At 73.7% G+C, this 25,139-nt stretch carries 24 protein-coding genes; 10 read left to right on the forward strand and 14 right to left on the reverse strand.

The genetic code is table 11. From position 1 onward, the window contains the following. Window positions 1-263 precede the first annotated feature (263 nt). Window positions 264-1,505, forward strand: coding sequence for a nucleotide sugar dehydrogenase (locus tag M1O15_RS07505; protein ID WP_248632460.1), 1,242 nt, complete (start codon window positions 264-266; stop codon window positions 1,503-1,505). A gap of 91 nt (window positions 1,506-1,596) precedes the next feature. Here M1O15_RS07505 and M1O15_RS07510 read toward each other — a convergent pair whose 3' ends face one another. From M1O15_RS07510 to M1O15_RS07525, 4 genes are all read right to left on the reverse strand, one after another. Continuing rightward, on the reverse strand, window positions 1,597-2,721 hold the full coding sequence (locus M1O15_RS07510; protein WP_248632461.1) for a GuaB3 family IMP dehydrogenase-related protein: 1,125 nt from the start codon (window positions 2,719-2,721) through the stop codon (window positions 1,597-1,599). Between the two features lie 112 nt (window positions 2,722-2,833). Next, window positions 2,834-4,339 (reverse strand): IMP dehydrogenase, encoded by a 1,506-nt coding sequence (gene guaB / locus M1O15_RS07515; RefSeq protein WP_248632462.1) that lies wholly within the window; start codon window positions 4,337-4,339, stop codon window positions 2,834-2,836. Between the two features lie 139 nt (window positions 4,340-4,478). Beyond that, on the reverse strand, window positions 4,479-5,126 hold the full coding sequence (locus M1O15_RS07520; protein WP_248632463.1) for a sigma-70 family RNA polymerase sigma factor: 648 nt from the start codon (window positions 5,124-5,126) through the stop codon (window positions 4,479-4,481). A gap of 230 nt (window positions 5,127-5,356) precedes the next feature. Next, window positions 5,357-5,968, reverse strand: a complete 612-nt coding sequence (locus M1O15_RS07525) for a response regulator transcription factor (protein WP_003948568.1) — start codon at window positions 5,966-5,968, stop codon at window positions 5,357-5,359. Between the two features lie 431 nt (window positions 5,969-6,399). On the opposite strand from M1O15_RS07525, the gene M1O15_RS07530 reads away from it, so the two are divergent. Next, window positions 6,400-6,786, forward strand: coding sequence for a WhiB family transcriptional regulator (locus tag M1O15_RS07530; RefSeq protein ID WP_248632464.1), 387 nt, complete (start codon window positions 6,400-6,402; stop codon window positions 6,784-6,786). Between the two features lie 128 nt (window positions 6,787-6,914). On the opposite strand, the gene M1O15_RS07535 is transcribed toward M1O15_RS07530, so the two are convergent. After that, complete coding sequence (locus M1O15_RS07535) at window positions 6,915-7,856, reverse strand: LysR family transcriptional regulator (protein ID WP_248632465.1); 942 nt, start codon at window positions 7,854-7,856, stop codon at window positions 6,915-6,917. Between the two features lie 127 nt (window positions 7,857-7,983). Here M1O15_RS07535 and M1O15_RS07540 point away from each other — a divergent pair, with 127 nt between their 5' ends. The 7 genes from M1O15_RS07540 to M1O15_RS07570 all read left to right on the forward strand — a co-directional run bounded on the left by M1O15_RS07540 (window position 7,984) and on the right by M1O15_RS07570 (window position 15,661). Further along, the gene (locus M1O15_RS07540; RefSeq protein ID WP_248632466.1) at window positions 7,984-8,667 is read left to right on the forward strand and encodes an MOSC domain-containing protein; all 684 of its coding nucleotides are present in this window, start codon (window positions 7,984-7,986) and stop codon (window positions 8,665-8,667) included. A 77-nt stretch (window positions 8,668-8,744) separates the two neighbouring features. Further along, window positions 8,745-9,518 (forward strand): SDR family NAD(P)-dependent oxidoreductase, encoded by a 774-nt coding sequence (locus M1O15_RS07545; RefSeq protein ID WP_248632467.1) that lies wholly within the window; start codon window positions 8,745-8,747, stop codon window positions 9,516-9,518. Between the two features lie 362 nt (window positions 9,519-9,880). Further along, complete coding sequence (locus M1O15_RS07550) at window positions 9,881-11,107, forward strand: substrate-binding domain-containing protein (protein ID WP_248632468.1); 1,227 nt, start codon at window positions 9,881-9,883, stop codon at window positions 11,105-11,107. A gap of 129 nt (window positions 11,108-11,236) precedes the next feature. Beyond that, a complete protein-coding gene (locus M1O15_RS07555) occupies window positions 11,237-12,547 on the forward strand; it encodes an ABC transporter substrate-binding protein (RefSeq protein ID WP_248632469.1) in 1,311 nt (436 codons plus the stop codon). 235 nt (window positions 12,548-12,782) lie between these two features. Further along, on the forward strand, window positions 12,783-13,676 hold the full coding sequence (locus tag M1O15_RS07560) for a carbohydrate ABC transporter permease (protein WP_248632547.1): 894 nt from the start codon (window positions 12,783-12,785) through the stop codon (window positions 13,674-13,676). Further along, window positions 13,673-14,548, forward strand: a complete 876-nt coding sequence (locus M1O15_RS07565) for a carbohydrate ABC transporter permease (RefSeq protein WP_248632470.1) — start codon at window positions 13,673-13,675, stop codon at window positions 14,546-14,548. The genes M1O15_RS07560 and M1O15_RS07565 overlap by 4 nt, the downstream gene beginning before the upstream one ends. Before the next feature lie 48 nt (window positions 14,549-14,596). Continuing rightward, the gene (locus M1O15_RS07570) at window positions 14,597-15,661 is read left to right on the forward strand and encodes a hydroxyacid dehydrogenase (protein WP_248632471.1); all 1,065 of its coding nucleotides are present in this window, start codon (window positions 14,597-14,599) and stop codon (window positions 15,659-15,661) included. Between the two features lie 95 nt (window positions 15,662-15,756). Here the strand turns inward: M1O15_RS07570 and groL are convergent, their stop codons facing one another. From groL to M1O15_RS07590, 4 genes are all read right to left on the reverse strand, one after another. Beyond that, window positions 15,757-17,385: a chaperonin GroEL gene (gene groL / locus M1O15_RS07575; protein WP_248632472.1), complete on the reverse strand. Its 1,629-nt coding sequence runs from the start codon at window positions 17,383-17,385 to the stop codon at window positions 15,757-15,759. 190 nt (window positions 17,386-17,575) lie between these two features. After that, window positions 17,576-17,884: a co-chaperone GroES gene (groES, locus tag M1O15_RS07580; protein WP_010471835.1), complete on the reverse strand. Its 309-nt coding sequence runs from the start codon at window positions 17,882-17,884 to the stop codon at window positions 17,576-17,578. Window positions 17,885-18,099: 215 nt separating this feature from the next. Beyond that, entirely contained in the window at window positions 18,100-19,047 is a 948-nt protein-coding gene (locus M1O15_RS07585; protein WP_248632473.1) for an SGNH/GDSL hydrolase family protein, read from the reverse strand. A 178-nt stretch (window positions 19,048-19,225) separates the two neighbouring features. Then, window positions 19,226-20,161, reverse strand: coding sequence for a polysaccharide deacetylase family protein (locus M1O15_RS07590; RefSeq protein WP_248632548.1), 936 nt, complete (start codon window positions 20,159-20,161; stop codon window positions 19,226-19,228). Window positions 20,162-20,252: 91 nt separating this feature from the next. Here M1O15_RS07590 and M1O15_RS07595 point away from each other — a divergent pair, with 91 nt between their 5' ends. After that, window positions 20,253-21,458: a class I SAM-dependent methyltransferase gene (locus M1O15_RS07595; protein ID WP_248632474.1), complete on the forward strand. Its 1,206-nt coding sequence runs from the start codon at window positions 20,253-20,255 to the stop codon at window positions 21,456-21,458. On the opposite strand, the gene M1O15_RS07600 is transcribed toward M1O15_RS07595, so the two are convergent. The 5 genes from M1O15_RS07600 to M1O15_RS07620 form a co-directional block, all read right to left on the reverse strand. Beyond that, entirely contained in the window at window positions 21,406-22,038 is a 633-nt protein-coding gene (locus tag M1O15_RS07600; protein ID WP_248632475.1) for a 3'-5' exonuclease, read from the reverse strand. The genes M1O15_RS07595 and M1O15_RS07600 overlap by 53 nt on opposite strands. A 33-nt stretch (window positions 22,039-22,071) precedes the next feature. Beyond that, on the reverse strand, window positions 22,072-22,728 hold the full coding sequence (locus M1O15_RS07605; RefSeq protein WP_248632476.1) for a hypothetical protein: 657 nt from the start codon (window positions 22,726-22,728) through the stop codon (window positions 22,072-22,074). Window positions 22,729-22,761: 33 nt separating this feature from the next. Then, window positions 22,762-22,956 (reverse strand): hypothetical protein, encoded by a 195-nt coding sequence (locus M1O15_RS31615; RefSeq protein WP_308282250.1) that lies wholly within the window; start codon window positions 22,954-22,956, stop codon window positions 22,762-22,764. 206 nt (window positions 22,957-23,162) lie between these two features. Beyond that, window positions 23,163-24,062, reverse strand: coding sequence for a hypothetical protein (locus M1O15_RS07615; RefSeq protein ID WP_248632477.1), 900 nt, complete (start codon window positions 24,060-24,062; stop codon window positions 23,163-23,165). Then, window positions 24,059-25,072: an SPFH domain-containing protein gene (locus M1O15_RS07620; RefSeq protein WP_248632478.1), complete on the reverse strand. Its 1,014-nt coding sequence runs from the start codon at window positions 25,070-25,072 to the stop codon at window positions 24,059-24,061. The genes M1O15_RS07615 and M1O15_RS07620 overlap by 4 nt, the downstream gene beginning before the upstream one ends. Window positions 25,073-25,139 lie beyond the last annotated feature (67 nt).

Genomic DNA, 25,139 nt, shown 5'->3' on the forward strand with positions numbered 1-25,139 from the left:
CGCCTCGCCGACTTCAGCCACCGCCTGCCCCGCGACCTGTGGACAACCCCGCGTCATCGCCGCGCCTGTGGACAACCCGGTACGTCCACCATCCGGCGCAGGGCGCCGCTCCCCCGGCAACACTCCGGATCTTCCCGGCCTGTAATGCCGCATAACGGTCATATTTACGCCTAGTCTGACATTGCGTCGCACTCGTTCTGACCACAGGGCTTGCGCGGCTCGTCCACTCCGGTTACCGGCCCCTGGGAAGGACGGCATCACCCATGCCCGCAGACCTCGCCGTCATCGGCCTCGGCCATCTCGGACTGCCCCTGGCCCAGGCCGCCGCGGCCGCCGGTATCGACACCATCGGCTACGACACCGACCCGCGCGTGGTCGGCGAACTGGCCGCGGGGCGCCCCCCGGTCGACGGTTCGCTGACCGCGCCGGAGATCCGCCGGATGCTCTCGGGGGGCTTCCGGCCCACCACCGACCCGGCCGAGCTGGGCCGCGTCCGCACCGCCGTCATCTGCGCGCCCACCCCGCCCGGCCCCGACGGCGGCCCGGACCTGACCGCCCTGGACGAGGCGGCCCGCGCGCTCGCCGCCCGGCTGCGTCCCACCACCACCGTGCTGCTGGAGTCCCCGGTCCACCCGGGCACCACCGAGGAGCACCTGCTGCCGCTGCTCGAAGCGGGCTCCGGACTGCGCGCCGGACGCGACTTCCACCTCGCCTACTCCCCCGGCCGCCTCGACCCCGGCCGGCCCGCCCACGGCTACGCCCGCACCCCCAAGGTCATCGGCGGGCTCACCCCCGCCTGCACCGAGTCGGCCGCGGCCTTCTACGGGCGCCTCGCCGACAAGGTGGTCCGCGCCCGGGGCACCCGCGAGGCGGAGACCGTCAAGCTGCTGGAGACCAACTTCCGGCATGTGAACATCGCCCTGGTCAACGAGATGGCGGTGCTCTGCCACGACCTCGGCGTGGACCTGTGGGACGTCATCCGCTGCGCCGAGACCAAGCCGTCCGGCTTCCAGGCCTTCCGCCCCGGGCCCGGCGTCGGCGGCCACGGCACCCCAGTGGGCACCCTGCCCGGGCACCGCCCGCTGCGCCTGGTCGAGCTGGCCGGCCAGGTCAACGAGCGGATGCCCGCCTATGTCGTCCAGCGCTGCGCCACCCTGCTCAACGAGCACGGCAAGTCGGCGCGCGGGGCGCGGGTGCTGCTGCTGGGCGTCACCTACAAGCCGGACCTCGCCGACCGGCAGGGCGCACCGGCCACCGAGATCGGCGAACGGCTCACCGCGATGGGCGCCCAGGTCGGCTACCACGACCCCTATGTGGCCGGCTGGCGGGTGGGCGGGCGGCGCGTACCGCGGGCCGACTCGCTGTACGAGGCGGCCGCGGCGGCCGATCTGACGGTGCTGCTCCAGCACCACCGCACCTACGACCTCCAGGGCCTGGCCGTGAAGGCGCAGCTGCTGCTGGACACCCGGGGGGCCACCCCGGCGGGCGCCGCGCACCGCCTGTGACCCCGGCCCGGCAGGGCCGTACGCAAAAGGGCCCGCACCCCGTTCCTCCGGGGGTGCGGGCCCTTCCCTGCCGAGGTCCGTCCCGGCGCCGTCAGCGCTTGTGCTGGGCGTCCGCGACGGTGACCTCCACGCGCTGGAACTCCTTCAGCTCGCTGTAGCCGGTGGTGGCCATCGCGCGGCGCAGGGCGCCGAAGAAGTTCATCGAGCCGTCCGGGGTGTGCGAGGGGCCGGTCAGGACCTCCTCGGTGGTGCCGACGGCGCCGAGGTCGACCAGCTTGCCGCGCGGCACGTCCTCGTGCACGGCCTCCATGCCCCAGTGCCGGCCGCGGCCGGGGGCGTCGGTGGCGCGGGCCAGCGGGGAGCCGATCATCACCGAGTCGGCGCCGCAGGCGATGGCCTTCGGCAGGTCGCCGGACCAGCCCACCCCGCCGTCCGCGATGACGTGCACATAGCGGCCGCCGGACTCGTCCATGTAGTCCCGGCGGGCCGCGGCCACGTCGGCGACCGCGGTCGCCATCGGGACCTGGATGCCCAGCACGTTGCGGGTGGTGTGGGCGGCGCCGCCGCCGAAGCCGACCAGCACACCGGCCGCGCCGGTGCGCATCAGGTGCAGGGCGGCGGTGTAGGTGGCGCAGCCGCCGACGATGACCGGGACGTCCAGCTCGTAGATGAACTGCTTGAGGTTGAGCGGCTCGGCGGCGCCGGAGACGTGCTCGGCGGAGACGGTGGTGCCGCGGATGACGAAGATGTCCACACCCGCGTCGACGACCGCCTTGGAGAACTGCGCGGTGCGCTGCGGGGAGAGCGCGGCGGCGGTGACCACGCCCGAGTCGCGCACCTCCTTGATGCGCAGCCCGATCAGCTCCTCCTGGATGGGAGCGGCGTAGATCTCCTGCAGACGGCGGGTGGCGGTGTCGGCCGGGAGGTGGGCGATCTCGTCCAGCAGCGGCCGGGGGTCCTCGTAGCGGGTCCACAGGCCTTCGAGGTTGAGGACGCCGAGGCCGCCCATCTGCCCGATGCGGATCGCGGTCTCGGGGGAGACCACCGAGTCCATCGGGGCGGCCAGGAACGGCAGCTCGAACCGGTAGGCGTCGATCTGCCAGGCGATCGAGACCTCCTTCGGGTCCCGGGTGCGCCGGCTGGGGACGACGGCGATGTCGTCGAACGCGTACGCCCTGCGGCCGCGCTTGCCGCGCCCGATCTCGATCTCAGTCACGTTGTGTGGCCTTTCCCTCTTCGTCTGCGCCTACCAGTATCCCCGACGCACGGCGGAGGGGCGGTCCCGGCCGTATGCCGGAATCCGCCCCTCCGCCGCACTGCGAGGGCCGTTACCTCTTGCTGCTGTAGTTGGGCGCCTCGACGGTCATCTGGATGTCGTGCGGGTGGCTCTCCTTGAGGCCCGCGGAGGTGATCCGGACGAAGCGGCCGTTGGCCTGGAGGTCGGGCACGGTGCGGCCGCCGACGTAGAACATCGACTGGCGCAGACCTCCGACCAGCTGGTGGACCACCGCGGAGAGCGGGCCGCGGTAGGGCACCTGGCCCTCGATGCCCTCGGGGACCAGCTTCTCGTCGGAGGCGACGCCCTCTTGGAAGTAGCGGTCCTTGGAGAAGGAGCGCTGCTCGCCGCGGGACTGCATGGCGCCCAGCGAGCCCATGCCGCGGTACGACTTGAACTGCTTGCCGTTGATGAAGAGCAGCTCGCCCGGGGACTCCTCGCAGCCGGCCAGCAGCGAGCCCAGCATCACGGTGTCGGCGCCGGCGACCAGCGCCTTGGCGATGTCGCCGGAGTACTGCAGTCCGCCGTCGCCGATGACCGGGACACCGGCCGCCTTGGCGGCGAGGGAGGCCTCGTAGATGGCGGTGACCTGCGGGACGCCGATGCCGGCGACCACGCGGGTGGTGCAGATGGAGCCGGGGCCGACGCCGACCTTGATGCCGTCCACACCGGAGTCGATGAGCGCCTGGGCGCCGTCGCGGGTGGCGATGTTGCCGCCGATGACGTCCACCGAGGAGTTCGACTTGATCTTGGCGACCATGTCGCCGACCAGCCGGGAGTGGCCGTGCGCGGTGTCGACCACGATGAAGTCGACGCCCGCCTCGATCAGGGCCTGGGCGCGCTCGTAGGCGTCCCCGGCGACACCGACGGCGGCGCCGACCAGCAGCCGGCCGTCCTTGTCCTTGGCGGCGTGCGGGTACTTCTCGGCCTTGACGAAGTCCTTGACGGTGATCAGGCCCTTGAGGATGCCCGCGTCGTCGACCAGCGGCAGCTTCTCGATCTTGTGGCGGCGCAGCAGCTCCATGGCGTCCACGCCGGAGATCCCGACCCGGCCGGTGACCAGCGGCATCGGGGTCATGACGTCCCGGACCTGCTGGCCGCGGTCGGTCTCGAAGGCCATGTCGCGGTTGGTGACGATGCCCAGCAGCTTGCCGGCCTGGTCGGTGACGGGCACGCCGCTGATGCGGAACTTGGCGCAGATCGCGTCGGCGTCGGCGAGCGTGGCGTCCGGGTGGACGGTGATCGGGTCGGTCACCATGCCGGACTCGGAGCGCTTGACCAGGTCCACCTGGTTCGCCTGGTCGGCGATGGACAGGTTCCGGTGCAGGACGCCCACGCCGCCCTGGCGGGCCATGGCGATGGCCATCCGGGACTCGGTCACCTTGTCCATCGCCGCCGACAGCAGCGGGATGTTCACCCGTACGTTCTTCGAGATGTACGAGGAGGTGTCGATCTGGTCCGGGGCCATGTCCGACGCGCCGGGCAGCAGCAGCACGTCGTCGTAGGTAAGCCCCAGCGTCGCGAACTTCTCGGGCACTCCGTCGACGTAAGCGGTCATGACACCTTCCCCAGATGGCCTTGCTCGGTGCGGATGTCCATGCTAACGGGCTCGCGGCGTGTCCCATTCCACGAACAAGATCACCGGGAAGGTTTGGACGTTCACACGGGTGGCGCAAGGGCCGGAAGAGAAGGGGGGGTCACTGCTCGGCGAGGGCGCGGAGCCGGCTGAGCGCGCGGTGCTGGGCGACCCGGACCGCGCCCGGGGACATGCCGAGCATCTGCCCGGTCTCCTCGGCGGTGAGGCCCACCGCGACCCGGAGCACCAGCAGTTCGCGCTGGACCTCGGGGAGGTTGGCGAGGAGCCGCTTGGCCCACTCGGCGTCATCGCTGAGCAGCGCCCGCTCCTCGGGGCCGAGGGAGTCGTCGGGCCGCTCGGGCATCTCGTCGGAGGGCACCGCGGTGGAACCGGGATGGCGCATGGCGGCGCGCTGGAGGTCGGCGACCTTGTGGCCGGCGATGGCGAAGACGAAGGCCTCGAAGGGGCGGCCGGTGTCGCGGTAGCGGGGCAGTGCCATCAGCACCGCCACGCAGACCTCCTGGGCGAGGTCCTCGACGAAGTGGCGGGCGTCACCGGGCAGCCGGTTGAGCCGGGTGCGGCAGTAGCGCAGGGCGAGCGGGTGGACATGGGCGAGCAGGTCGTGGGTCGCCTGCTCGTCGCCCTCGACCGCGCGGTGGACGAGTGCCCCGATCGCCCCGCGGGCGGGCCCCTGGGCCGGGGACGCTCCGCGGGCGGTGCCCTGGACGGCGGCCGCCGTCTGGGCCGGGGCCGCCTCGTTGTCGCGCATCGGTCCATGGTGCACCGGCGCGTGCCCGTCCGCCGTACCGCTTCCACCCTTGTGCACCGAAGCGTTATGAGCAGGCGCGCCCGTCATCTCGTGCGCCCTCCCCTCCCGCTCGATCGACTTGTCCCCGAGGAACTCCACTCTTCAAGGATGCGGCATCGGCGCGGAAACAGATCCCGTCGTTCCGCCGCCCCGTCCGCCGCGGGGCGGACGGGGTCGCCACGGCCGGCGCCTCAGCGCACCAGGCCCCAGCGGAAGCCGAGCGCGACGGCGTGCGCGCGGTCCGAGGCGCCCAGCTTCTTAAACAGCCGCCTGGCGTGCGTCTTCACGGTGTCCTCGGAGAGGAACAGCTCGCGGCCGATCTCCGCGTTGGAGCGGCCGTGGCTCATGCCCTCCAGCACCTGGATCTCGCGTGCGGTGAGGGTGGGGGCTGCGCCCATCTCGGCCGAGCGCAGCCGGCGCGGGGCGAGCCGCCAGGTGGGGTCGGCGAGCGCCTGGGTGACGGTGGCCCGCAGCTCGGCGCGGGAGGCGTCCTTGTGCAGGTAGCCGCGGGCGCCGGCGGCGACGGCCAGCGCCACGCCGTCCAGGTCCTCGGCGACGGTGAGCATGATGATGCGGGCGCCGGGGTCCGCGGAGAGCAGCCGGCGGACGGTCTCCACGCCGCCCAGACCGGGCATGCGCACGTCCATCAGGATGAGGTCCGAGCGGTCCGCGCCCCAGCGGCGGAGGACTTCCTCGCCGTTGGCCGCGGTCGTCACGCGCTCGACGCCGGGCACCGTGGCCACGGCGCGGCGGAGCGCTTCTCGGGCAAGCGGGGAGTCGTCGCAGACGAGAACGGATGTCATGGCCGTCCTCCGCAGCTGATGCGCGTCACCTAGAGCCTCCAGGCTGGTCGTGAATCGTCACCTGTGCGGTTGACGCCCCCGGACATCTGCCCGAGCGCTTCTCTCTTCAACCGCTCCGCACTCTCAACGACGGTCACTCGAAAGAGTTACGGGTCCCTGCCACCGCTTCGGCACTCTACGTGAGCGGGCCGGTACGGAGGAGAGCGACGCAGGTCACGCATGGTTCACCTGGAGCTATGCCCCATTTAGCTGCTTTTCCTTCACTTTGCCAGTGTCTATGGCTAGATTCGCAATGAGTCATATTTACATCTACTTAGACAGTAGTTGTAACGTCGTGGCTGTACCGGCTCCCCGGTCATGGCCGACCAAGCCCGCTCAGCTCCGGCCGGCACCGGAGTTCGCTCACGCACCGGAACCAAGGGACATGCGCCATGGCAGATTTCTCCCGCCTTCCCGGACCCAACGCCGACCTGTGGGACTGGCAGCTGCTCGCGGCCTGCCGAGGGGTCGACAGTTCGCTCTTCTTCCATCCCGAGGGTGAGCGCGGCGCGGCGCGGAGTGCGCGCGAGAACTCGGCGAAAGAGGTGTGCATGCGGTGCCCCGTCCGGGCCGAGTGCGCGGCCCACGCACTGGCGGTGCGCGAGCCGTACGGAGTGTGGGGCGGCCTCACCGAGGACGAACGCGAGGAGCTGATGGGGCGGGCCCGCAACCGCCTGGTCTCCACCGCGCCCTCGGCGAACGGCACCCCGGCCTCCCCCGCCCCCGCACCCGCCCACCACACCCATGGGCCGTCCTCGCGGACGGTCTACCACTCCTGAGGGCCGTCGGCCGCGAAGCCGAGGAGGAACGTTCCTGCGCGTAAGGGGCCCGGGACAGGCGGCGCGGGCCCCGGGCCGGGACGCGGGGCCCGGCAAGGCGGCGCGGGCCCCGGGCCGGGCGGCGCGGGTCAGGTGCGGGCGGCCGCGGCGGCGAGCCGGTCCAGGGTGGCCGCGACCGCGGGCACCTGGGCCAGGTCGGGCAGCGTGAGGGCGACCACCTCGCGCTCGACGACCGGTTCCACCGCGACGGTACGCGCGCCCCGCGGCCGTACCGACTCCACCGCCAGCTCGGGCAGCACCGCGACCCCGAGCCCGGCGCCGACCAGGCCCACCACCGCGGGGTAATCGTCGGTCGCGAAGTCGATACGCGGGACGAACCCGGCCGCCTCGCACACCTGCACCAGCTGGCGGCGGCAGCGCGGGCAGCCCGCGATCCAGGACTCCTCGGCCAGCTCCGCGATGCCCACCGAGCCCGCGTCCGCGAGCCGGTGGCCCTCCGGGACCAGCCCCACCAGGCGGTCGGTGAGCAGCGGCCGGACCACCAGGTCGGTCCAGTCGTCCCCGGCGGCCCCCTGCTCGCGCGGCCCGCCGCCGCTCCCGTTCCGCCCCGTCCCGCCGCCGTAGCGGAAGGCGAGCGCCACGTCGCAGTCCCCCTCGCGCAGCATCTCCACCGAGCGCGGCGGCTCCGCCTCGACCAGGGAGACCCGGGTGCCGGGGTGGTCGGCCCGCAGCGCGGCGAGAGCGGTCGGCACCAGGGAGGAGCTGCCGCTCGGGAAGGAGACCAGGCGCACCCGCCCGGCCCGCAGGCCCGCGATGGCGGCGACCTCCTCCTCGGCCGCGGTGAGTCCGGCGAGGATGCCCGCGGCATGCCGGACCAGCGCCTCGCCGGCCTGGGTCAGCCGGGTCTCGCGGCCCGTGCGGATGAGCAGCGGGGTGCCGGTGGAGCCCTCCAGCGCCTTCATCTGCTGGCTGACGGCGGGCTGGGTGCAGCCCAGTTCACGCGCGGCCGCGGAGAAGGAGCCGGTGGCGGCGACGGCGCGCAGCACGCGCAGATGACGGGCTTCGATCACCCTGCGAGCATAAGCGGAGCTTGGAGGTGGAAGCGAATCACCTTCACCCCCTTTGAGGTGCGGCCCCACCGGCCCCTCCAGGATCAGGGCAGCTGTGCCTCCCAGGAGTCCGGGATAGCGTGCGGGCATGAAGGTGCTGACGGTGAACATCGGGGCGATACGCCCGACGGAGGACTCGTCCGCCGGGGTGACCGGGATCGACAAGCGGCCCGTGGACGGGCCGGTGCTGGTCAGCGACCCCGGGGTCAAGGGCGAGGGCGGCAGCGGGCTGGCCGGGGACGGCATCGGGGACCTGCGCAACCACGGCGGCAGCGATCAGGCGGTGTACGCCTTCGCCCGCGAGGACCTGGACGGCTGGGAGCGCGAGCTGGGGCACCCCCTGGCCAACGGGGCGTTCGGGGAGAACCTCACCACCGGCGGGGTGGACGTGAACGGCGCGCTGATCGGCGAGCGGTGGCGGATCGGCCCCCGGCTGCTCCTGGAGGTGACCAGCGCGCGCATCCCCTGCCGTACCTTCGCGGCCCAGCTGGGGCAGCGCGGCTGGGTGCGGCGGTTCACCCAGGAGGCGGCGCCCGGCGCGTATCTGCGGGTGCTCCGGCCGGGTGAGATCCGCGCGGGTGACGCGGTCGAGGTGGTGCACCGCCCGGCGCACCGGGTGACCGTGGCGGTCGCCTTCCGGGCCGCCACGACCGAGCGGACGCTGCTCCCCGAGGTGCTGGCCGCCGGTGAGGCGCTCCACCCGGAACTGCTGGAGTCGGCCCGCGCGTACGCGGCCCGGGCCGGCGACCGGAACGCCGAACGCCCGGCCTGACGCCGGGGGCGCTTGGAGGGGCGGGCGGATGGGGGTGCGTACCCCGTGGGGGTGCGGGGGCGGTTAACGTGCCGCTTATGACGACTGCACTGATCACGGGCGCGACCGCGGGCATCGGCGCCGCCTTCGCGCGTCGGCTCGCGGCGGACGGGCACGACCTGGTCCTGGTCGCCCGTGACACGGCGCGGCTGCGCGAGCAGGCCACCGAGCTCCACGACCGGCACGGCATCGAGGCGGAGGTGCTCAGCGCCGACCTGGCCACGGAGGAGGGCATCGGCGCGGTCGAGCGGCGGCTCGGCGACCCGAGGCGCCCGGTGGACCTGCTGGTCAACAACGCGGGCTTCGGCAACAAGGGCCGTTTCCTGGACGTGTCCATGGGCGACGAGCTGCGGATGCTGAAGGTGCACTGCGAGGCGGTGCTGCGGCTGACGTCCGCGGCCTGCGAGGCGATGCGCGGACGGGGCAGGGGCGGGGTGGTGAACGTGGCCTCGGTGGCCGCCTTCGTCCCGCGCGGCACCTACGGGGCGTCCAAGGCGTGGGTGGTGCAGTTCACCCAGGGGGTGGCCAAGGACCTGGCCGGCAGCGGGGTGCGGCTGATGGCGCTCTGCCCGGGGTTCGTGCGCACCGAGTTCCATGAGCGGGCGGGCATGGGGACCGGCAACATCCCCGGGTGGATGTGGCTGGACGCCGACAAGCTGGTCGCGGCGGCCATGGCGGACCTCGCCCGCGGGCGGACGATCTCGATTCCGGACCCGCGCTACAAGGCGCTGATGGGCCTGGTGAAGCTGGCGCCGCGCGGCCTGCTCGGGGGTGTCAGCTCGCGCGCGGGGCGCAGGTACGGCCCGAGTTGACGGCGGACGGATGAGCCGTCCTCCCGGGGCTCCGGCGCCGGGACGGCGGCGGCCGGAGCGGTCGGGCGGGGGCGGGTGGTGCGGGCGGGCACCCGCCGGCCGGCCCTGGGCGGGCGCGCCTCGGTCGGAGGCGCGCGGGCCCGGGCGGAACGCAGCAGCCCCCCGTGGTCCCCTGGTGATGGCCGGTCGCGGCTTGTTCGACGACGTTCCCGGCCCGGGGCTTCTGCGTCCACCGGAATCCTGGGCCTGGTGGTGATCGATCGTCAAGATGCCATGGGCGGATGATCGAAACATTCCTCATTCGATCAGAGTGGATTAGGGTCGGGCGTCCGGTCCGGCCACCGAGGAGGGGGATTTCCACCGTGCGTGAGAGTGCCGCCGAACGTCATGACCGTCTGCTGGCCCTGGTACGGGAGCGGGGCACCGCGCGGGTCGCCGACCTGGCCGTACAGCTGGGTGTCTCCCCGGTGACCGCCCGCCGCGACGTGGAGGCGCTGGCCGGGCGGGGCCTGCTGGACCGGGTGCACGGCCAGGTGTCCTGGCCAAGTTCGGTCGGGCAGCCGGGCGGGGCGGAGCATCCGGCCGGGGCGGAGGCCCTGTCGGCCGCGGCCGGGCGGGGGCCGGTCATCGGTCTGCTCGCGCCCTCGGCCACGTACTACTTCGCCGAGGTGATCCGCGGGGCGCGCGAGGCGGCGGCCCGGGCCGGGGCGCGGCTGATCCTGCGGATCTCGGACTACCGGCCGGAGGACGACCGGGCGCGCACCGAGGGGCTGCTGGCCTCGGGGGCGGAGGGGCTGCTGGTCGCACCGGGCTGGCGGGCGCCGGGCGACCAGGCGGAGCACGGCGACTGGATCGCCGAACTGCCCGTTCCCGCCGTGCTGCTGGAGCGGCGGGCCGAGCCGGGTTCGGCGCTGGACGGGCTGGACCGGGTGTCCTCCGACCACCGGCACGGGGTACTGCTGGCGGTGCGGCACCTGGTGGGGCTGGGGCACGGGGCGCCGCTGCTGGTGGCCCGGGCGGACTCCCCGACGGCACTGGCGGTACGGGCCGGGTACGCGCGGGCGCTGCGGGTGCTGGGGCTGCACGCGCCCGGGCCGGTGGTCGACTCGGTGCCGGCGGAGGTGGAGCCGGAGGGGTTCGAGGCGGCGGTGCGGGCGCTGCGCGCGGCGGTCGCCTCGGGGACGGCGACCGCGGCCCTGGTCCACAACGACGTGGACGCCATCCAGATGGTCCAGCGGCTGGCGGAGCTGGGGGTGCGGGTGCCGGAGGACCTGGCCCTGATCGCGTACGACGACGAGGTCGCCGCGCTGGCGGACATCCCGCTGACGGCGGTGGCCCCGCCCAAGCGGCAGGTGGGGCGGCTGGCGACGGAGCTGCTGGTGGAGCGGCTGGCGGCGCGGGCCGCGGGCGCGCCGGGCAGGCCGGGCGGGGTGGGCTCGGCGGCCGGCGGGGAGGGCGAGGACCGGATGGCGGACGCACCGCGCCATGTGACCCTGCTGCCGGGTCTGCGGGTGCGGGCGTCCTGCGGGCCGGCCCGGACGGGCTCCGATGCGGCGGTCCGGGAGGCCGCGACCGGGCCTTCCGTCTGACGGCACCCATCGGCGGCGGCCATCTGATCAATTTTCGATCAAACAATCTTTCGCTCTTGACTTCGCTCAGAAACGGCTCAATCATCACGGCCACACCTTCCGCGCAGTCACCCGTTCAGGAGAGCCGCCGTGAACCGCTGTAGGAACAGAAGCACCACCGCCATAGCCGCCACCGTCACCGCCCTCGCCGTCCTCACCGCCTGCGGGGGCGGTGAGGACTCCGCCCCGGAGGCCGACGGCAAGCCGGTGACCATCACCTTCTGGGGCTGGGCCAAGGGCACCAAGGAGACCGTGGACGCCTTCAACGCGGCGCAGAAGGACATCCGGGTGAAGTTCGAGGAGATCCCGGCGGGCGGTGCCGGCGGCTACGCCAAGATCTCCAACGCGGTCAAGGCGGGCAACGCCCCCGACCTGGTGTCCATCGAGTACCCCTCGCTGCCGGAGTTCGTCAGCCAGGGCGCCCTGAAGGACATCCGGCTGCCGGAGGAGGTCAAGGGCAAGCTGCTGCCGCAGGCGGTGGAGCTGACCACCCTGGGCGGGAAGAACTGGGCCGTCCCCTTCGACGCCGCCCCGCAGGCCTTCTACTACCGCAAGGACCTGTTCGCGAAGTACGGGGTGGAGGTGCCGAAGACCTGGGACGAGTTCCGGGCCGCGGCCGAGAAGGTGAGGAAGGCGGACGCCAAGGCGCGGATCGCCACCTTCTTCCCGGACGACCCGACCACCTTCGAGGCGATGGTCTGGCAGGCCGGCGCCCAGTGGTTCAAGGCCGAGGGCGACACCTGGAAGATCGACACCACCGACGCGGCCACCGAGAAGGTCACCGGCTACTGGCAGGACCTGCTCGACAAGGACCTGGTCCACAACGACGTCTCCTTCAGCCCCGAGTGGACCGGCTCGCTGAAGAACGACTCCACCATCGGCTACCTGGGGGCCTCCTGGGGCGCCGGGGTGCTGAAGGGCACCCTGCCCGAGCAGAGCGGCAAGTGGGCGGTGGCGCCCATGCCGAGCTGGGACGGCAAGCCCGCCAGCGGGATGCTGGGCGGCTCCACCTTCGCGGTGACCAAGGACAGCGGGCACGCCGAGGCCGCCGTGGAGTTCGCCACCTGGATGGCCACCACCGAGCAGGGCGTCAAGGCGCGGATCGGCTCGGGCACCTCCAGCGCCTTCCCGGCCGCCACCGAGCTGCGCCCGGTCGCCAAGGCGGCCTTCGACGCCGGGTACTACGGCGGGCAGGACATCTACCGGCTCTTCGACGAGGCGGGCACCTCCATCAGGGGCGGCTGGGCCTGGGGCCCGACCACCGGCACCACCAACACCACCATCAAGGACCAGCTCGGCAAGGTCTCCGACGGCTCCACCACCATCGCCGACGCCGTCCGGGCCGGCCATGAGGCCACGGTCGCCGAGCTGAGGAAGCGCGGCCTGAAGGTCGAGGGCTGAGGACGTGACGGACCGCGTCACGGCCGGCCGCCCCGGACCCGGCGGCCCCGCGCCCGGACACCGCGAGGACGGCCGCCCCGGACCCGGCGGTACGGCAGCCGGGCACCCCGGCACCGCACGCTCCACCACCGGCCACCGCACCCCCAGCGGCTCCCCCGCCGCCCCCGCCCCCTCCCCTGCCGCCGTCCGGCCCGGCGGGCGGAGCGGGGCGCGGGCCCGGGCGGGGGCGGCGGCCCTGCTGCTGGCGCCGTTCTTCGTGCTGTTCGCCGTGGTGATGGTGCTGCCGATCGGTTACGCGCTCTGGCTGAGCCTGTTCACCGAGAAGCAGTCCGGGCTCGGCTTCGGCGGCACCGAGACCGTCTTCAGCGGGCTGGGCAACTACACGGCGGCGCTGGGCGACGCGGCCTTCCGCGAGGGCTTCCTGGTGCTGCTCGGCTACTGCCTGGTCTACATCCCGCTGCTGCTGGCCGGCGGACTGGGGCTGGCACTGCTGCTGGACTCGGCGCTGGCCCGGGCCCGCCGCTTCTTCCAGCTGGCGCTGTTCCTGCCGCACGCCGTCCCCGGCATCATCGCCGCGCTGATCTGGGTGTACCTCTACACCCCGCAGCTCAGCCCGGTGGTGAAGGCCATGGAGGCCGGCGGTATCGGCTTCGACTTCTTCTCCCCCTCCGGCGCCCTCCCCTCGGTGGTCAACATCGCGCTGTGGGAGTGGCTCGGCTACAACATGGTCATCTTCTACGCCGCCCTCCAGGCCATCGACCGCTCCGTCCTGGAGGCCGCCACCGTGGACGGCGCCGGGGCCTGGCGCACCGCCTTCTCCATCAAACTCCCCCTGATCCGGGCGTCCGTGGTGATGGTCGCCCTGTTCACCGTGATCGGTTCGCTCCAGTTGTTCACCGAGCCGCTGATCCTCAACAAGGGCACCGGCTCCGCCGTCACCTCCACCTGGACGCCCAACATGTACGCGTACACCGCGGCGTTCGACCGGAACGACTACGGGCTGGCCGCCGCCGCCTCGGTGCTGCTGGCACTCACCGCCGCACTGCTCTCGTTCGCCGTCACCCGCCTCGCCGGCAACCGTGAGAAGAAGAGCAAGGAGCGCAAGGCTCGGAAGGAGCGCACGGCATGAGCGCCACCACCCCCACTCGGCCCGGGCCACGCCGCTCGGGGCCCTGGCTGTCGAAGGCCGCGGTCAACGGCGCCCTGCTGCTCTCCGCCTGCTACATGCTCTTCCCCCTGGTCTGGCTGGTCACCGCCGCCACCAAGGACGCGGGCGGGCTGCTCGGCGGGAACGCCTTCTCCTTCGAGGGCTTCGACCTCGGCGGCAACCTCGCCCGGCTCGCCGAGTACGGCGACGGGGTCTACTTCCGCTGGTACCTCAACAGCCTGCTCTACGCCGGCGGCGGCGCCCTGGTCTGCTCCTTCGTCTGCATCGCGGCCGGCTACGCCTTCGACACCTACGACTTCCGGGGCAAGGAGAAGCTGTTCGGCGTGGTGCTGATGGGCGTGCTCGTGCCCAGCACCGCGCTCGCCCTGCCCATGTACCTGCTCGCCAGCAAGACCGGGGTGGTCAACAGCTACTGGGCGGTGCTCGTCCCCGTACTGGTCAACCCCTTCGGGGTCTACCTCTCCCGGGTGTTCTGCGCCGGCTACATCCCCGGCGAGGCCCTGGAGGCGGCCCGGATCGACGGCGCCGGGGAACTGCGCACCTTCTGGTCCATCGGGCTGCCCATGGTCATGCCGGGCCTGGTGACCGTCTTCCTCTTCCAGTTCACCGCCATCTGGAACAACTTCTTCCTCCCCCTGGTGATGCTCTCCGACCAGCAGCTCTTCCCACTGAGCCTCGGCCTGTACGCGTGGAACAGCAACGCCCACGCCGAGCCCGGCTTCTACCCCCTCGTCGTCACCGGCTCCCTGCTCGCCGTGGTCCCCCTCGTCGTCGCCTTCGTCTCGCTGCAACGCCACTGGAAGGCGGGACTGACCGCCGGCAGCGTCAAGTGACCCCCGAGGCCCCAAGTGAGAACCTCTGTGAGGAGTTCGACTTCCACCATGCACCCAGCCACTGACAACCGGCCCGAGCGGCAACCGGCGACACGGCCGGACGACCGGCCCCCGCTGCTGCTGGCGATGGGCCCCGGCGTCCCGGGCCGGCTGCTCACCGACGCCCACCGGGTCCGGCTGGCCGAGCTGAGCCGGACCGATCCGCGGCTGGTCGCCCACGACCTGGCCGCCCCCACCCCCCGTGTCGCCGCCGCGCTCGCCGAGGCGGAGGTGCTGCTCACCTGCTGGGGCGCCACCCCGCTCACCGCGGACGTGCTGGACCGGGCGCCCCGGCTGCGGGCCGTGGTGCACGCCGCCGGGTCGGTGAAGCACCATGTCACCGAGGCCTGCTGGGAGCGCGGCATCGTTGTCACCTCGGCGGCCGCCGCCAACGCGCTGCCGGTCGCCGAGTACACGCTCGCGGTGATCCTGCTGGCCGGGAAGCGGGTGGGCCGCGCCGCCCGCCGGTACGCGGAGCTGCGCGCGGGCCACGACTGGCTGGCCGAGCTGTCCGACAGCGGCAACTACCGCCGTACCGTCGGGATCGTCGGGGCCTCCCGGATCGGGCGGCGGGTGATCGAGCTGCTGCGCCCCTTCGACCTGGAGGTGCTGCTGTACGACCCGTATCTGACGGACACGGAGGCGCTGGCGCTCGGCGCCGTACGCACCGGTCTGGACGAGTTGTGCGCCCGCTCCGACGTGGTCTCGGTGCACGCGCCGCAGCTCCCCGCCACGTACCGCATGATCGGTGCCCGGCAGCTGGCGCTGATGCCGGACGGGGCGACGCTGGTGAACACCTCGCGCGGATCGCTCGTCGACGAGAGCGCGCTGCTGGAGCACCTCGCCCCGGGGCGGCTGAGCGCGGTGCTGGACGTCACCGATCCGGACGTACCGCCGCCCGGCTCGCCGCTCTACACCCTGTCGAACGTGCTGCTCACCCCGCATATCGCCGGTTCGCTCGGCAATGAGCTGCACCGGATGGCGGACGCGGCCCTGGACGAGTTGGAGCGGTACGCGCGCGGGCTGCCGTTCGCCGACCCGGTGCACCCCTCGGAGCTCAGCCGGTCGGCATGACAGGCGTGGACGCACCGAGGCCCGGTGCCCCCGCGACGGGGGCACCGGGCCTCGTGTGTCTCACCGGCGCGGCGGCGTCACGGCCGCCGGGTGCCTCAGTGGGAGTGGCCGTGACCGTGGCCGTGGCCCGCGTCCGCCGGCTCCTCTTCCTTCTTCTCCACGACCAGGGTCTCGGTCGTGAGGAGCAGGGAGGCGATGGAGGCGGCGTTCTCCAGGGCGGAACGCGTCACCTTGACCGGGTCGATGACGCCGGCCTTGACCAGGTCGCCGTACTCGCCGGTGGCGGCGTTGAAGCCCTGGCCCTTCTCGAGCTCGGCCACCTTGGCGGTGATCACGTAGCCCTCGAGGCCCGCGTTCTCGGCGATCCAGCGCAGCGGCTCGACGGCGGCGCGGCGGACGACGGCGACACCGGTGGCCTCGTCGCCCTCCTTGCCGAGGTTGCCCTCCAGCACCTTGACGGCGTGGACCAGAGCGGAGCCGCCACCGGAGACGATGCCCTCCTCGACCGCGGCGCGGGTCGCGGAGATGGCGTCCTCCAGACGGTGCTTCTTCTCCTTCAGCTCCACCTCGGTGGCGGCGCCGACCTTGATCACGCACACGCCGCCGGCCAGCTTGGCGAGGCGCTCCTGGAGCTTCTCGCGGTCCCAGTCGGAGTCGGTGGTCTCGATCTCGGCCTTGATCTGGTTCACGCGGCCGGTCACGTCGTCGCTGTTGCCGCCGCCGTCGACGATCACGGTGTCGTCCTTGGTGACGGTGACGCGGCGGGCGGTGCCGAGCACCTCCAGGCCGGCCTGGTCGAGCTTGAGGCCGACCTCCTCTGCGATGACGGTGGCGCCGGTGAGGGCGGCCATGTCGCCGAGCATCGCCTTGCGGCGGTCGCCGAAGCCGGGGGCCTTGACCGCGACCGCGTTGAAGGTGCCGCGGATCTTGTTGACGACCAGGGTCGACAGGGCCTCGCCCTCGACGTCCTCGGCGATGATCAGCAGCGGCTTGGAGCCACCGGCCTGGATGACCTTCTCCAGCAGCGGCAGCAGGTCCTGGATGGCGCCGATCTTGCCCTGGTGGATCAGGATGTACGGGTCGTCGAGGACGGCCTCCATACGCTCCTGGTCGGTCACCATGTACGGGGAGAGGTAGCCCTTGTCGAAGGCCATGCCCTCGGTGAAGTCCAGCTCCAGGCCGAAGGTGTTGGACTCCTCGACGGTGATGACACCGTCCTTGCCGACCTTGTCCATCGCCTCGGCGATGAGCTCGCCGACCTGGCTGTCCTGGGCGGAGAGCGCGGCGACGGCGGCGATGTCGGTCTTGTCGTCGATCGGGCGGGCGGTGGCGAGGAGGTCCTCGGACACGGCCTTGACCGCGGCGTCGATGCCCTTCTTCAGGGCGGCCGGGGAGGCGCCGGCGGCGACGTTGCGCAGGCCCTCGCGGACGAGCGCCTGGGCGAGCACGGTGGCGGTGGTGGTGCCGTCACCCGCGATGTCGTTGGTCTTGGTCGCCACCTCCTTCACCAGCTGGGCGCCGAGGTTCTCGTACGGGTCCTCGACCTCGACCTCGCGGGCGATGGTGACGCCGTCGTTGGTGATGGTCGGGGCGCCGAACTTCTTGTCGATGACGACGTTGCGGCCGCGGGGGCCGATGGTCACCTTGACCGTGTCGGCGAGCTTGTTGACGCCGCGCTCAAGGGCGCGACGGGCGTCCTCGTCGAACTTCAGGATCTTCGCCATGGGAGCGTTCCAAGTCCTCTCGATTGCGATCGTCGGGCGCGCTCGGGCGCGCCGCCATCGCCGGTGAAAAAGAGCCGCGCCCCTCGCGCCCGGCGTTGTCGGCGGGGTGCCAGGGGCGCAGCTCGTCAAGCGTTCAAGCTTTCAGCGGTCGTGCTCCGCGGCCGGGCCGCGGTGCTGCCGCTGAGGTGACTTACTTCTCGACGATCGCGAGGACGTCGCGAGCCGAGAGGACGAGGTACTCCTCGCCGCTGTACTTCACCTCGGTGCCGCCGTACTTGCTGTACAGCACGATGTCGCCGGTCTTGACGTCGAGCGGCAGGCGCTCGCCGTTCTCGAAGCGGCCCGGGCCCACGGCCAGGACGACGCCCTCCTGGGGCTTCTCCTTGGCGGTGTCCGGAATGACCAGGCCAGAGGCGGTGGTCTGCTCGGCGTCGAGCGGCTGGACCACGATGCGGTCCTCGAGCGGCTTGATGGCAACCTTGGAGCTGGTGGTCGTCACGATCCGACCTCCCCCTTCGGAGATCTCACGGGGTCAACTGTCTGAGGTGGCGACCAGGTCGATCCGTCGTCGCGGGTGCCGGACCTGCCCGTCGCTGTGTTGGCACTCTCCAGTGGGGAGTGCCAGACCAGAGACTATGACCGCGATTAGCACTCGGTCAAGCGGAGTGCCAGGCGAGCGCCGCCGCGTCGGGATCGGTGCCTCCCCCGCGGGGGTCATCGGCCCTCGGTCACGGGGCCGCCGGGGGCGCTGCCGGCGAGCCAGCCCCTGGCCGCGGCGGCGCCGAGGGCGGCGTGCCAGGCGGTGGCCATCTTGGCGTAGCCGGCGTCGTGCGGGTGCAGCTTGTCCACCAGGTCGGCCGGGGTGAGCGCGCCCATGTCGGCGAGCAGGATCCGGCGCCCGGCGGCGGCGCGCCGCTGGACGATCCGGCGGACCTCGGCGTTGTAGACGGCGATCCGGGCCCGCAGTTCGGCGGTGCGCGCGGGGACCAGGGTGGCCACCACCAGGGTCGCCCCGGGGGCGTCGGCGTGCAGCTGGTCGACCAGCGCGGCGAGGTGGGCGGGGGCGGTGGCCGGGTTGCCGCGGTTCATGTCGTTGGTGCCGGCGTGCAGCAGGATCACGTCCGGGTGCCGCACCGGCACCGAGGCGGCGGCGTCCCGCGCGATCCGGCGGATCAGGGCGCCGGGGTGGCCCTCGTTGTCGAGGTCGGCGAAGTCGCCGGAGCGCCGGGAGCCGACGAAGTCCACCGCGAGCTCGGCGCGGAGGCCGCCGTAGAGCGCGCCGCGGTAGCCGGAGCGGGTGGAGCTGCCGACGCCGAAGGTGATGGAGTCGCCCAGCGGCATGATCCGCAGCGGCCGCCGCCGCTCCCGGCCCTCACTGGCGAGGGTGCGGACAGCGGCGCCCGGCCGGTCGTCGCCGCGGGCGGCGGAGGCGTCGGCGATCCGGCCCGGGGCGGCGGCGTGCGCGGGCGGCGCGGCGGGGGCGTCGGCGCCGAGCACGGTGGCCGCCAGCGCGGCGGCGGCGACCCCCGCGGCGGTGAGCCCCAGGGCCCAGCGGGCCGGGCGGCGCCGACGGTCACTCCGGTACGGGGACGAGGACGGGGACGGGGCCCCGGTCGGGCCACCGGTCGGCGAAGTCCCCTGCCCGGGCAGGCGTTCTGACACGGAGGTCCCCCCACTGGTGCGCTCCGGCCGGCGGTCGGTGTCCCGGCCGGCTCGACTCTCCGTCAAAAAACGTTAAGCCATCCGGCGTCAGGGTCTTGACCGTTCATATGACGATCAGCTAACGGACATGTTCCCACCTGCCGTCAGCGCCCGTCGTCGCCCCCGCGCGGGATCCCGCTCAGACGTAGTCCTCCAGCCGGGCCACGGCGTACCCCTTGGCGGTGATGACGTTCATGACCTGGCGGACCATGTCGGCCATCGAGCCCTGCCAGTCGCCCTTGCCGCGGAAGTGGCTGAGGATGATGTCGCCCGGGTGGAGGTCGCGGTCCCACTCGCGCCACTCCATGTGGTCCGCGAAGGCCTCGGACGCCCACAGCGGCACGGCCGTGACGCCGCAGGACCGGGCGGCGCGCAGGGTGTCGCTGTCGTAGTTGCCGTAGGGCGGGCGGAACAGCGGCGGCCGCTTGCCGTACTTCTTCTCGATGACGTCCTGCATGCCGCAGATCTCCTGCCTCTGCTCCTCGTAGGAGAGCGCGGGCAGGTAGCGGTGGTTGAGCGTGTGGTTGTGCAGGGCGACGCCGCGCTGCTGCATCTGCTTGAAGTAGCCGTAGTCCTCCTTGACCAGGTAGTCGCTGAGGAAGGCGCTGTAGGGCAGGTTCAGCTCGGTCATCATCCGCAGCAGCTCGGGGTCCTTCTCCGAGCCGTCGTCGATCGTCAGGAAGACGATCTTCTCCTTGGTGGGGACGGTGGTGAAGACCGGCGGCAGGGACGGGTCGCCGACCTCGAAGCCCTTGCGGAAGGTGATCTCCGGCTTCTTCGCCGGGGGCGCGGGCGCGGGCAGCGGGACCTGCCGCAGCCCCCACTTGCGGGCGGCGACCACGCGGGCGGCCTGGACCTTGCGGGCCTTCTCGGCGTACGCGGCGAGGGCGCCGGCCGCACCGGCGGCCTGCTCGGGGCGGGGCTGCCCGGCGGCCCCGGGGGCGCCCGCGCCCCCGTCCTCGGCCGTCGCGCAGGCGGAGCCGAGGGCGGCGAGGGTCAGCGCGCAGAGCGCGATCCGCGCCCGGACCCCGGCCCGGGCAACAAGCTTTTGACCTTTTTGTCTTACTAGCTGCATGGCGCGCATCCTGTCAACGCCCCGCCTCGTGTACGGGCGACGCCGCCGGGAGGGCCCCGGACCATGACCCGGCTGGCCCACAATGGGGCAGGTGACCGACCACTCCGCCGCCGCCTCCGCGCCCCGCGCCGCCCTCGACGCCTTCGACGCCCTGCTCACCGACGAGGGGCAGGCCCTCCTCGCCGAGCTGCGCGACTTCGCCCCGTCCGAGGAGCTGGCGGTCGTCTCCCGGCTGCGGCGCGCGCACCCGGCCGAGCTGGTGACGGCGGCGGTCGCGCAGGCCCGGCTGCGGCAGCGGGCGGTGGCCAAGTTCGGCGCGGCGGACGCGTACCGGATGTACTTCACGCCCGGCGGCGTCGAGCAGTCCACCCGCGCCCCGGTGGCCGCCCACCGGGCGGCGCGCTTCGCCGCGCTGGGCGTGGGCAGCGTGGCCGACCTGTGCGGCGGGATCGGCGGGGACGCGATCGCGCTGGCCCGCGCGGGCATCCGGGTGCTGGCGGTGGACCGCGACCCGCTGGCGGTCGCGGCGGCCCGCGCCAACGCCGCCGCGCTGGGTCTCGCGGACCTGGTCGAGGTGCGCCGCGCCGATGTGACCGAGGTGGACACCTCCGGCTACGACGCGGTGTTCGTGGACCCGGCGCGGCGCGGCGGCCGGGGCCGGATCTTCGACCCGGAGGCGTACTCACCGCCGCTGTCCTGGGCGGTCGGCGCGGCCCGTACCGCGCGGCACGCGGCGCTGAAGATCGCGCCCGGCATCCCGCACGAGGCGGTGCCGCCGGAGGCGGAGGCGGAGTGGGTCTCGGACGGCGGGGACGTCAAGGAGGCGGTGCTCTGGTTCGGTACGCGTCCGGGCGCCGTGACCGCGACCCTGCTGCCCGGCCCGCGCACCCTGGCCGGCCGGGGGCTGCCCGACCCGGCGGTCCGCCCGCTCGGCCGCTACCTCTACGAGCCGGACGGCGCGGTGATCCGCGCGCATCTGGTGGCGGAGGCGGCCGAGGAGCTGGCCGGCGGGCTGATCGACGCCACCATCGCGTACATCACCACCGACACGGCCGCCCCGACCCCGTACGCCACCGGCTACGAGATCACCGACGAGCTGCCGTTCAACCTCAAGCGGCTCAAGGCGCTGCTGAGGGAGCGGGAGGTGGGCACCCTGACGGTGAAGAAGCGCGGCTCGGCGGTCGAACCGGAGGAGCTGCGCCGCAAGCTGAAGCCGAAGGGGCCGAACGCGGCCACCGTCTTCCTCACCCGCGCCGCGGGTGCCCCGGTGATGCTGGTGGGCCGCCCGCTGGCCTGAACCCGCCGCGGGAGGCGTACGGGCGGCCGTCCGGCCAGGCGCCGCGCCCGGCGAGGTCCAGCACCAGGGCGGCGATGTTCCAGGCGTCGTCCTCGCCCCGGTGGTGGCGCCCCTCCAGCGGCAGCCCGGCCACCTCCAGGGCCCGGGCCATCCCGGGGCGCCTGCCCAGCCCGTACGCCTCCGTGAACACCGCCTTGGCGTTGATGTGCCGGCGCCCGAAGGGGTACGGCGTGGACGTGGCCTCGCACTGGCGGGTGAACTGCTTGCGGTCGTAGTCGCCCCAGCTCGCCCAGGCCCGCCGGCCGGCCCGGTGCTCGGCGGCCAGCAGCCGGCAGGCCTCGGCGAAGTCCACCCCGCGGGCGACCTCCTGGGGGGTCAGCCCGGTCAGCTCGGTGCAGAACGCGCTCACCGCCGACCGCTTCGGCCGCACCAGGACGCGGTGCCGGGCGATCCGCTCCCGCGCGGCGAGGTCCACCACGGTCAGCCCGATCTCGATGATCTCGCTCACCGCGCCGGGCGGCGGCCGGCCCTCCCAGCAGGTCGCCTCGATGTCCACCACGTTCAACAGGGCCCCGGTCATGGCGGTGAGCCTAGGGACGGGCGCCCCCCAAGGTCACCCGGTTTTCCGCCCGGCCGCGCCCGGCCGCCCGGTCGCCCCCAGCCGTATCGCCACCCGGTAGTGCCCGGCCGCCTTCACCAGGCCGAGCAGCCCGTTGACCCAGAGGATCATCCCGGCGCCCATGGCGAAGACGACCTCCGCGAAGGTGGTGGAGCCGGGCCGGGCGGCGGCCGGTACGGCGAAGCAGAGCCACAGCCCGGCGGCGCACTGGACGAACCCGAGCAGCAGCCAGAGCAGGCTGAGCCCGGGCGCCCGCAACCGGGGGTCGCGCACCGGGGCCGGGTCCAGCGCGGCCCACTCCAGCAGCCGCGCGCGGGCCACCCGGTCCCGCCGCACCCCCTCGACCACCCCCCACACCGCGACGGGGAGCCCGACCAGCCCCAGAGCGGCGACGAGGATGACGGCCAGGGCCGTCAGCGGGTCCATCGCCCCGTCCACGAGGGACACCAGCCCCAGTCCGAAGACCCCCCACGCGGCCTGGAGCGCCAGCAGCATCAGCAGATACGTACCGAGTCGCCGTACGCCCACCAGCCGGGCGCCGGCCTCCCCGACCGCCCGCTCCCGGTCCGCCCGCCGGGCCCCCTCGTCCGGCCAGCTCCGCAGAGACGGCGGAGGAGGGGGCGGCGGCAGCGGGGTGGTTCGACTCGGCATCCGCCCGAGGTTAGTAGGCGCCCGGGGGGCGGCTCACGCGAGGGCGGCGCGCGCCTCGTCCAGGACGCGGCCCGCCTCGGCCGCGGCCTGCCGGGCCTCGTACTCCTCGCCCGTCGCGGCGATGTGCTCGGCCTCGCGCAGCCGTGCCGCCGGCCGGGGGCGGCGCTGGATCTCGACGTACAGCGCCCACTGGGCGGTGAACCGGCGCAGCGGGCGCCGGGTCCGCACCGAGCAGCGCCTGGTCGGCGGCCCGGGCGAGCTCGCGGGTGAACGCGGGCAGCGCGGCCGGGGCGATCCGCGCGACGGCCGTCCGCAACGCGGCGGCGGTGGCCGGCGGCCGGGGGATCAGGGGGCGGTCCGACGAGCTGAGAGGCATGCTCCACCATCCGGTCCAGGGGTCCAGGCCCACCAGTCTGCCGGAGGGGCCAGGAGGCTCAGACCACCAGCCGCAGCACCGTCTCCGCGATGCCCAGCCGCACGCTCTGACCCCAGGTCAGCTCCAGGGCGTCGGCCTCCATGCCGTCGCCGAAGACCACCAGCCGGTCCGACTCCACGGTCAGCCGCAGCCCCTGGCCCCGGCCCAGCTCGCCGGCCACCCGGGTGGTGCCGGTCGCGGGTGAGGGCCAGGCCTCGCGGACGAACCACAGCAGGCGCGGGTCGCACGGCGCGGGCAGCGGGGTGGTGCTGCCGCGCTCCAGCCACAGCGAGCGGAGCCAGCCGGTGGCGCCGGTGCCGGTGCCGACCAGCAGCCCGGAGGAGGCCTGGGCCTCACCCTGGTCCCGCTCGCCGTCGGGGCCCAGCCGGTAGCGGGCCGTCTGGTGGCCGGGCGGGCCCAGATAGATCTCGTTGAGGGCGAGCAGGCGCTGGGTGTCGTCGGCGACCGCCTCGACCATGGTCAGCTCCTCCGCCCGGCCGCCGGCGGCGGTCGCGGCACGGAGCAGGGCCGCCGCGTCGGTACGGCGGTGGCGGACCAGGACCCCCGGGTTGCGCCCGGGGTCGGTGTCGATGCCCACCACCGGCTGCCCGCCCAGGTACTTCGCGGTGTTGGCGACCAGCCCGTCCTGGCCGACCACGACCACCACGTCCTCGGGGGCGAACAGGAAGCGGTCCAGGTCCGCCCGCTCCACCCGGGTGGAGCGCCAGGTGAGCGGCACCGCCGCCGCCACCTCCCGCAGCGCCTGCTCGGTGCGGTCGTGGCGGCGGGCCACCTCGTCGATCGAGCGGCCCCGGCTGGAGAGGAAGAACGCGGCCTGCCCGTGCGTCCCGTGCCGGGCCAGCAGTTCCTCGTACTCGGTCCTGCGGTGCACCAGCACCGCGCGCGGGGCGAGGCTCACGCGTCCGCACCGCCGTGCGGGCGCCCGAGCCTGGACAGCAGGGTGGTGAGGACGTCCGGGGAGAGTGTGACGCTCTCGATCCTCGGCAGGTTCTCCGCCAGCCGGGTGGCCGCCAGGGCGTGCAGGGTGGCCGGGTCGGTCTCGCCGTGCACCCGCAGCCAGGCCGCCTGGGCCTCGGCGCGCGCCGCGCCCGCCACCCGTGCCGCCTCCGCGTGGGCACCGGCCAGCCGGACCGTGCGGGCCGCCTCGGCCTCGGCCTGCACCCCGTCGGCCGCCGCCTTCTCCTCGGCCTCCCGGCGGCTGTTGGTGCCGCGCTGCTCGACCAGCCGCTCCTCCCGCCGGGCCAGCTCGATCTGGCTGGCCAGCTCGTTCTCCGCGATGGCCCGCTCCCGTTCGACGGCGACGGCCCGGCGCTGGTAGGTGGCCCGGTCCGCCTCCTGCTGGATCTGCTCGCGGGCGGGGGTGCGCAGGGCGCGCTCCACCTCGGCCTCGGGACGGATCGCCACCACCCGGACGGCCACCACCTCGATGCCGGTCTCCGGGAGCCGGGGCTCGGCGGCCAGACCGGTGGCCACCCGTTCCCGTACCGCGGCGACCCCGTCCACCAGGGCGGCGGCCAGCTCGGTGCGGGCCAGCACGTCCAGCGCGTGCTGCTGCGCGGTCTCGGTCAGCAGGGTGGCCAGCTGCTCCAGCGGCGCGCCGCGCCAGCTCCCGGTGTCCGGGTCCACCGAGAAGTCGAGCCGCTCCGCCGCCTTGGCCGGATCGCTGACCCGGTACGTGACGGTGGCCTGCACGGTGACGTCCTGGAAGTCGGCCGTACGGGCGTGGAACGCCATGGCCAGCTCCCGGTCGTCCACCGGGACCTCGGAGAGCGCCGCCGACAGCGAGCGGTACCAGAAGCTGAGCCCCCGGCCGTCGTGGGCGAGGCGGCCGCGCTTGTGGTGGCGGATGTGGGCGGTGGGCGCGGAACGCAGATGGCGCCAGCCCAGGCGCCGGGTGATGTCGGCCATGGCAGGCCCCCCTCGGCTCGATGTCGTCAGTACGACGATAACGACTGAGGGTGCTTATCGTCAACAG

Origin of the sequence: Streptomyces lichenis (assembly GCF_023218175.1) — a bacterium.
In the GTDB taxonomy this organism is placed as follows: Bacteria; Actinomycetota; Actinomycetes; order Streptomycetales; family Streptomycetaceae; genus Streptomyces; species Streptomyces lichenis.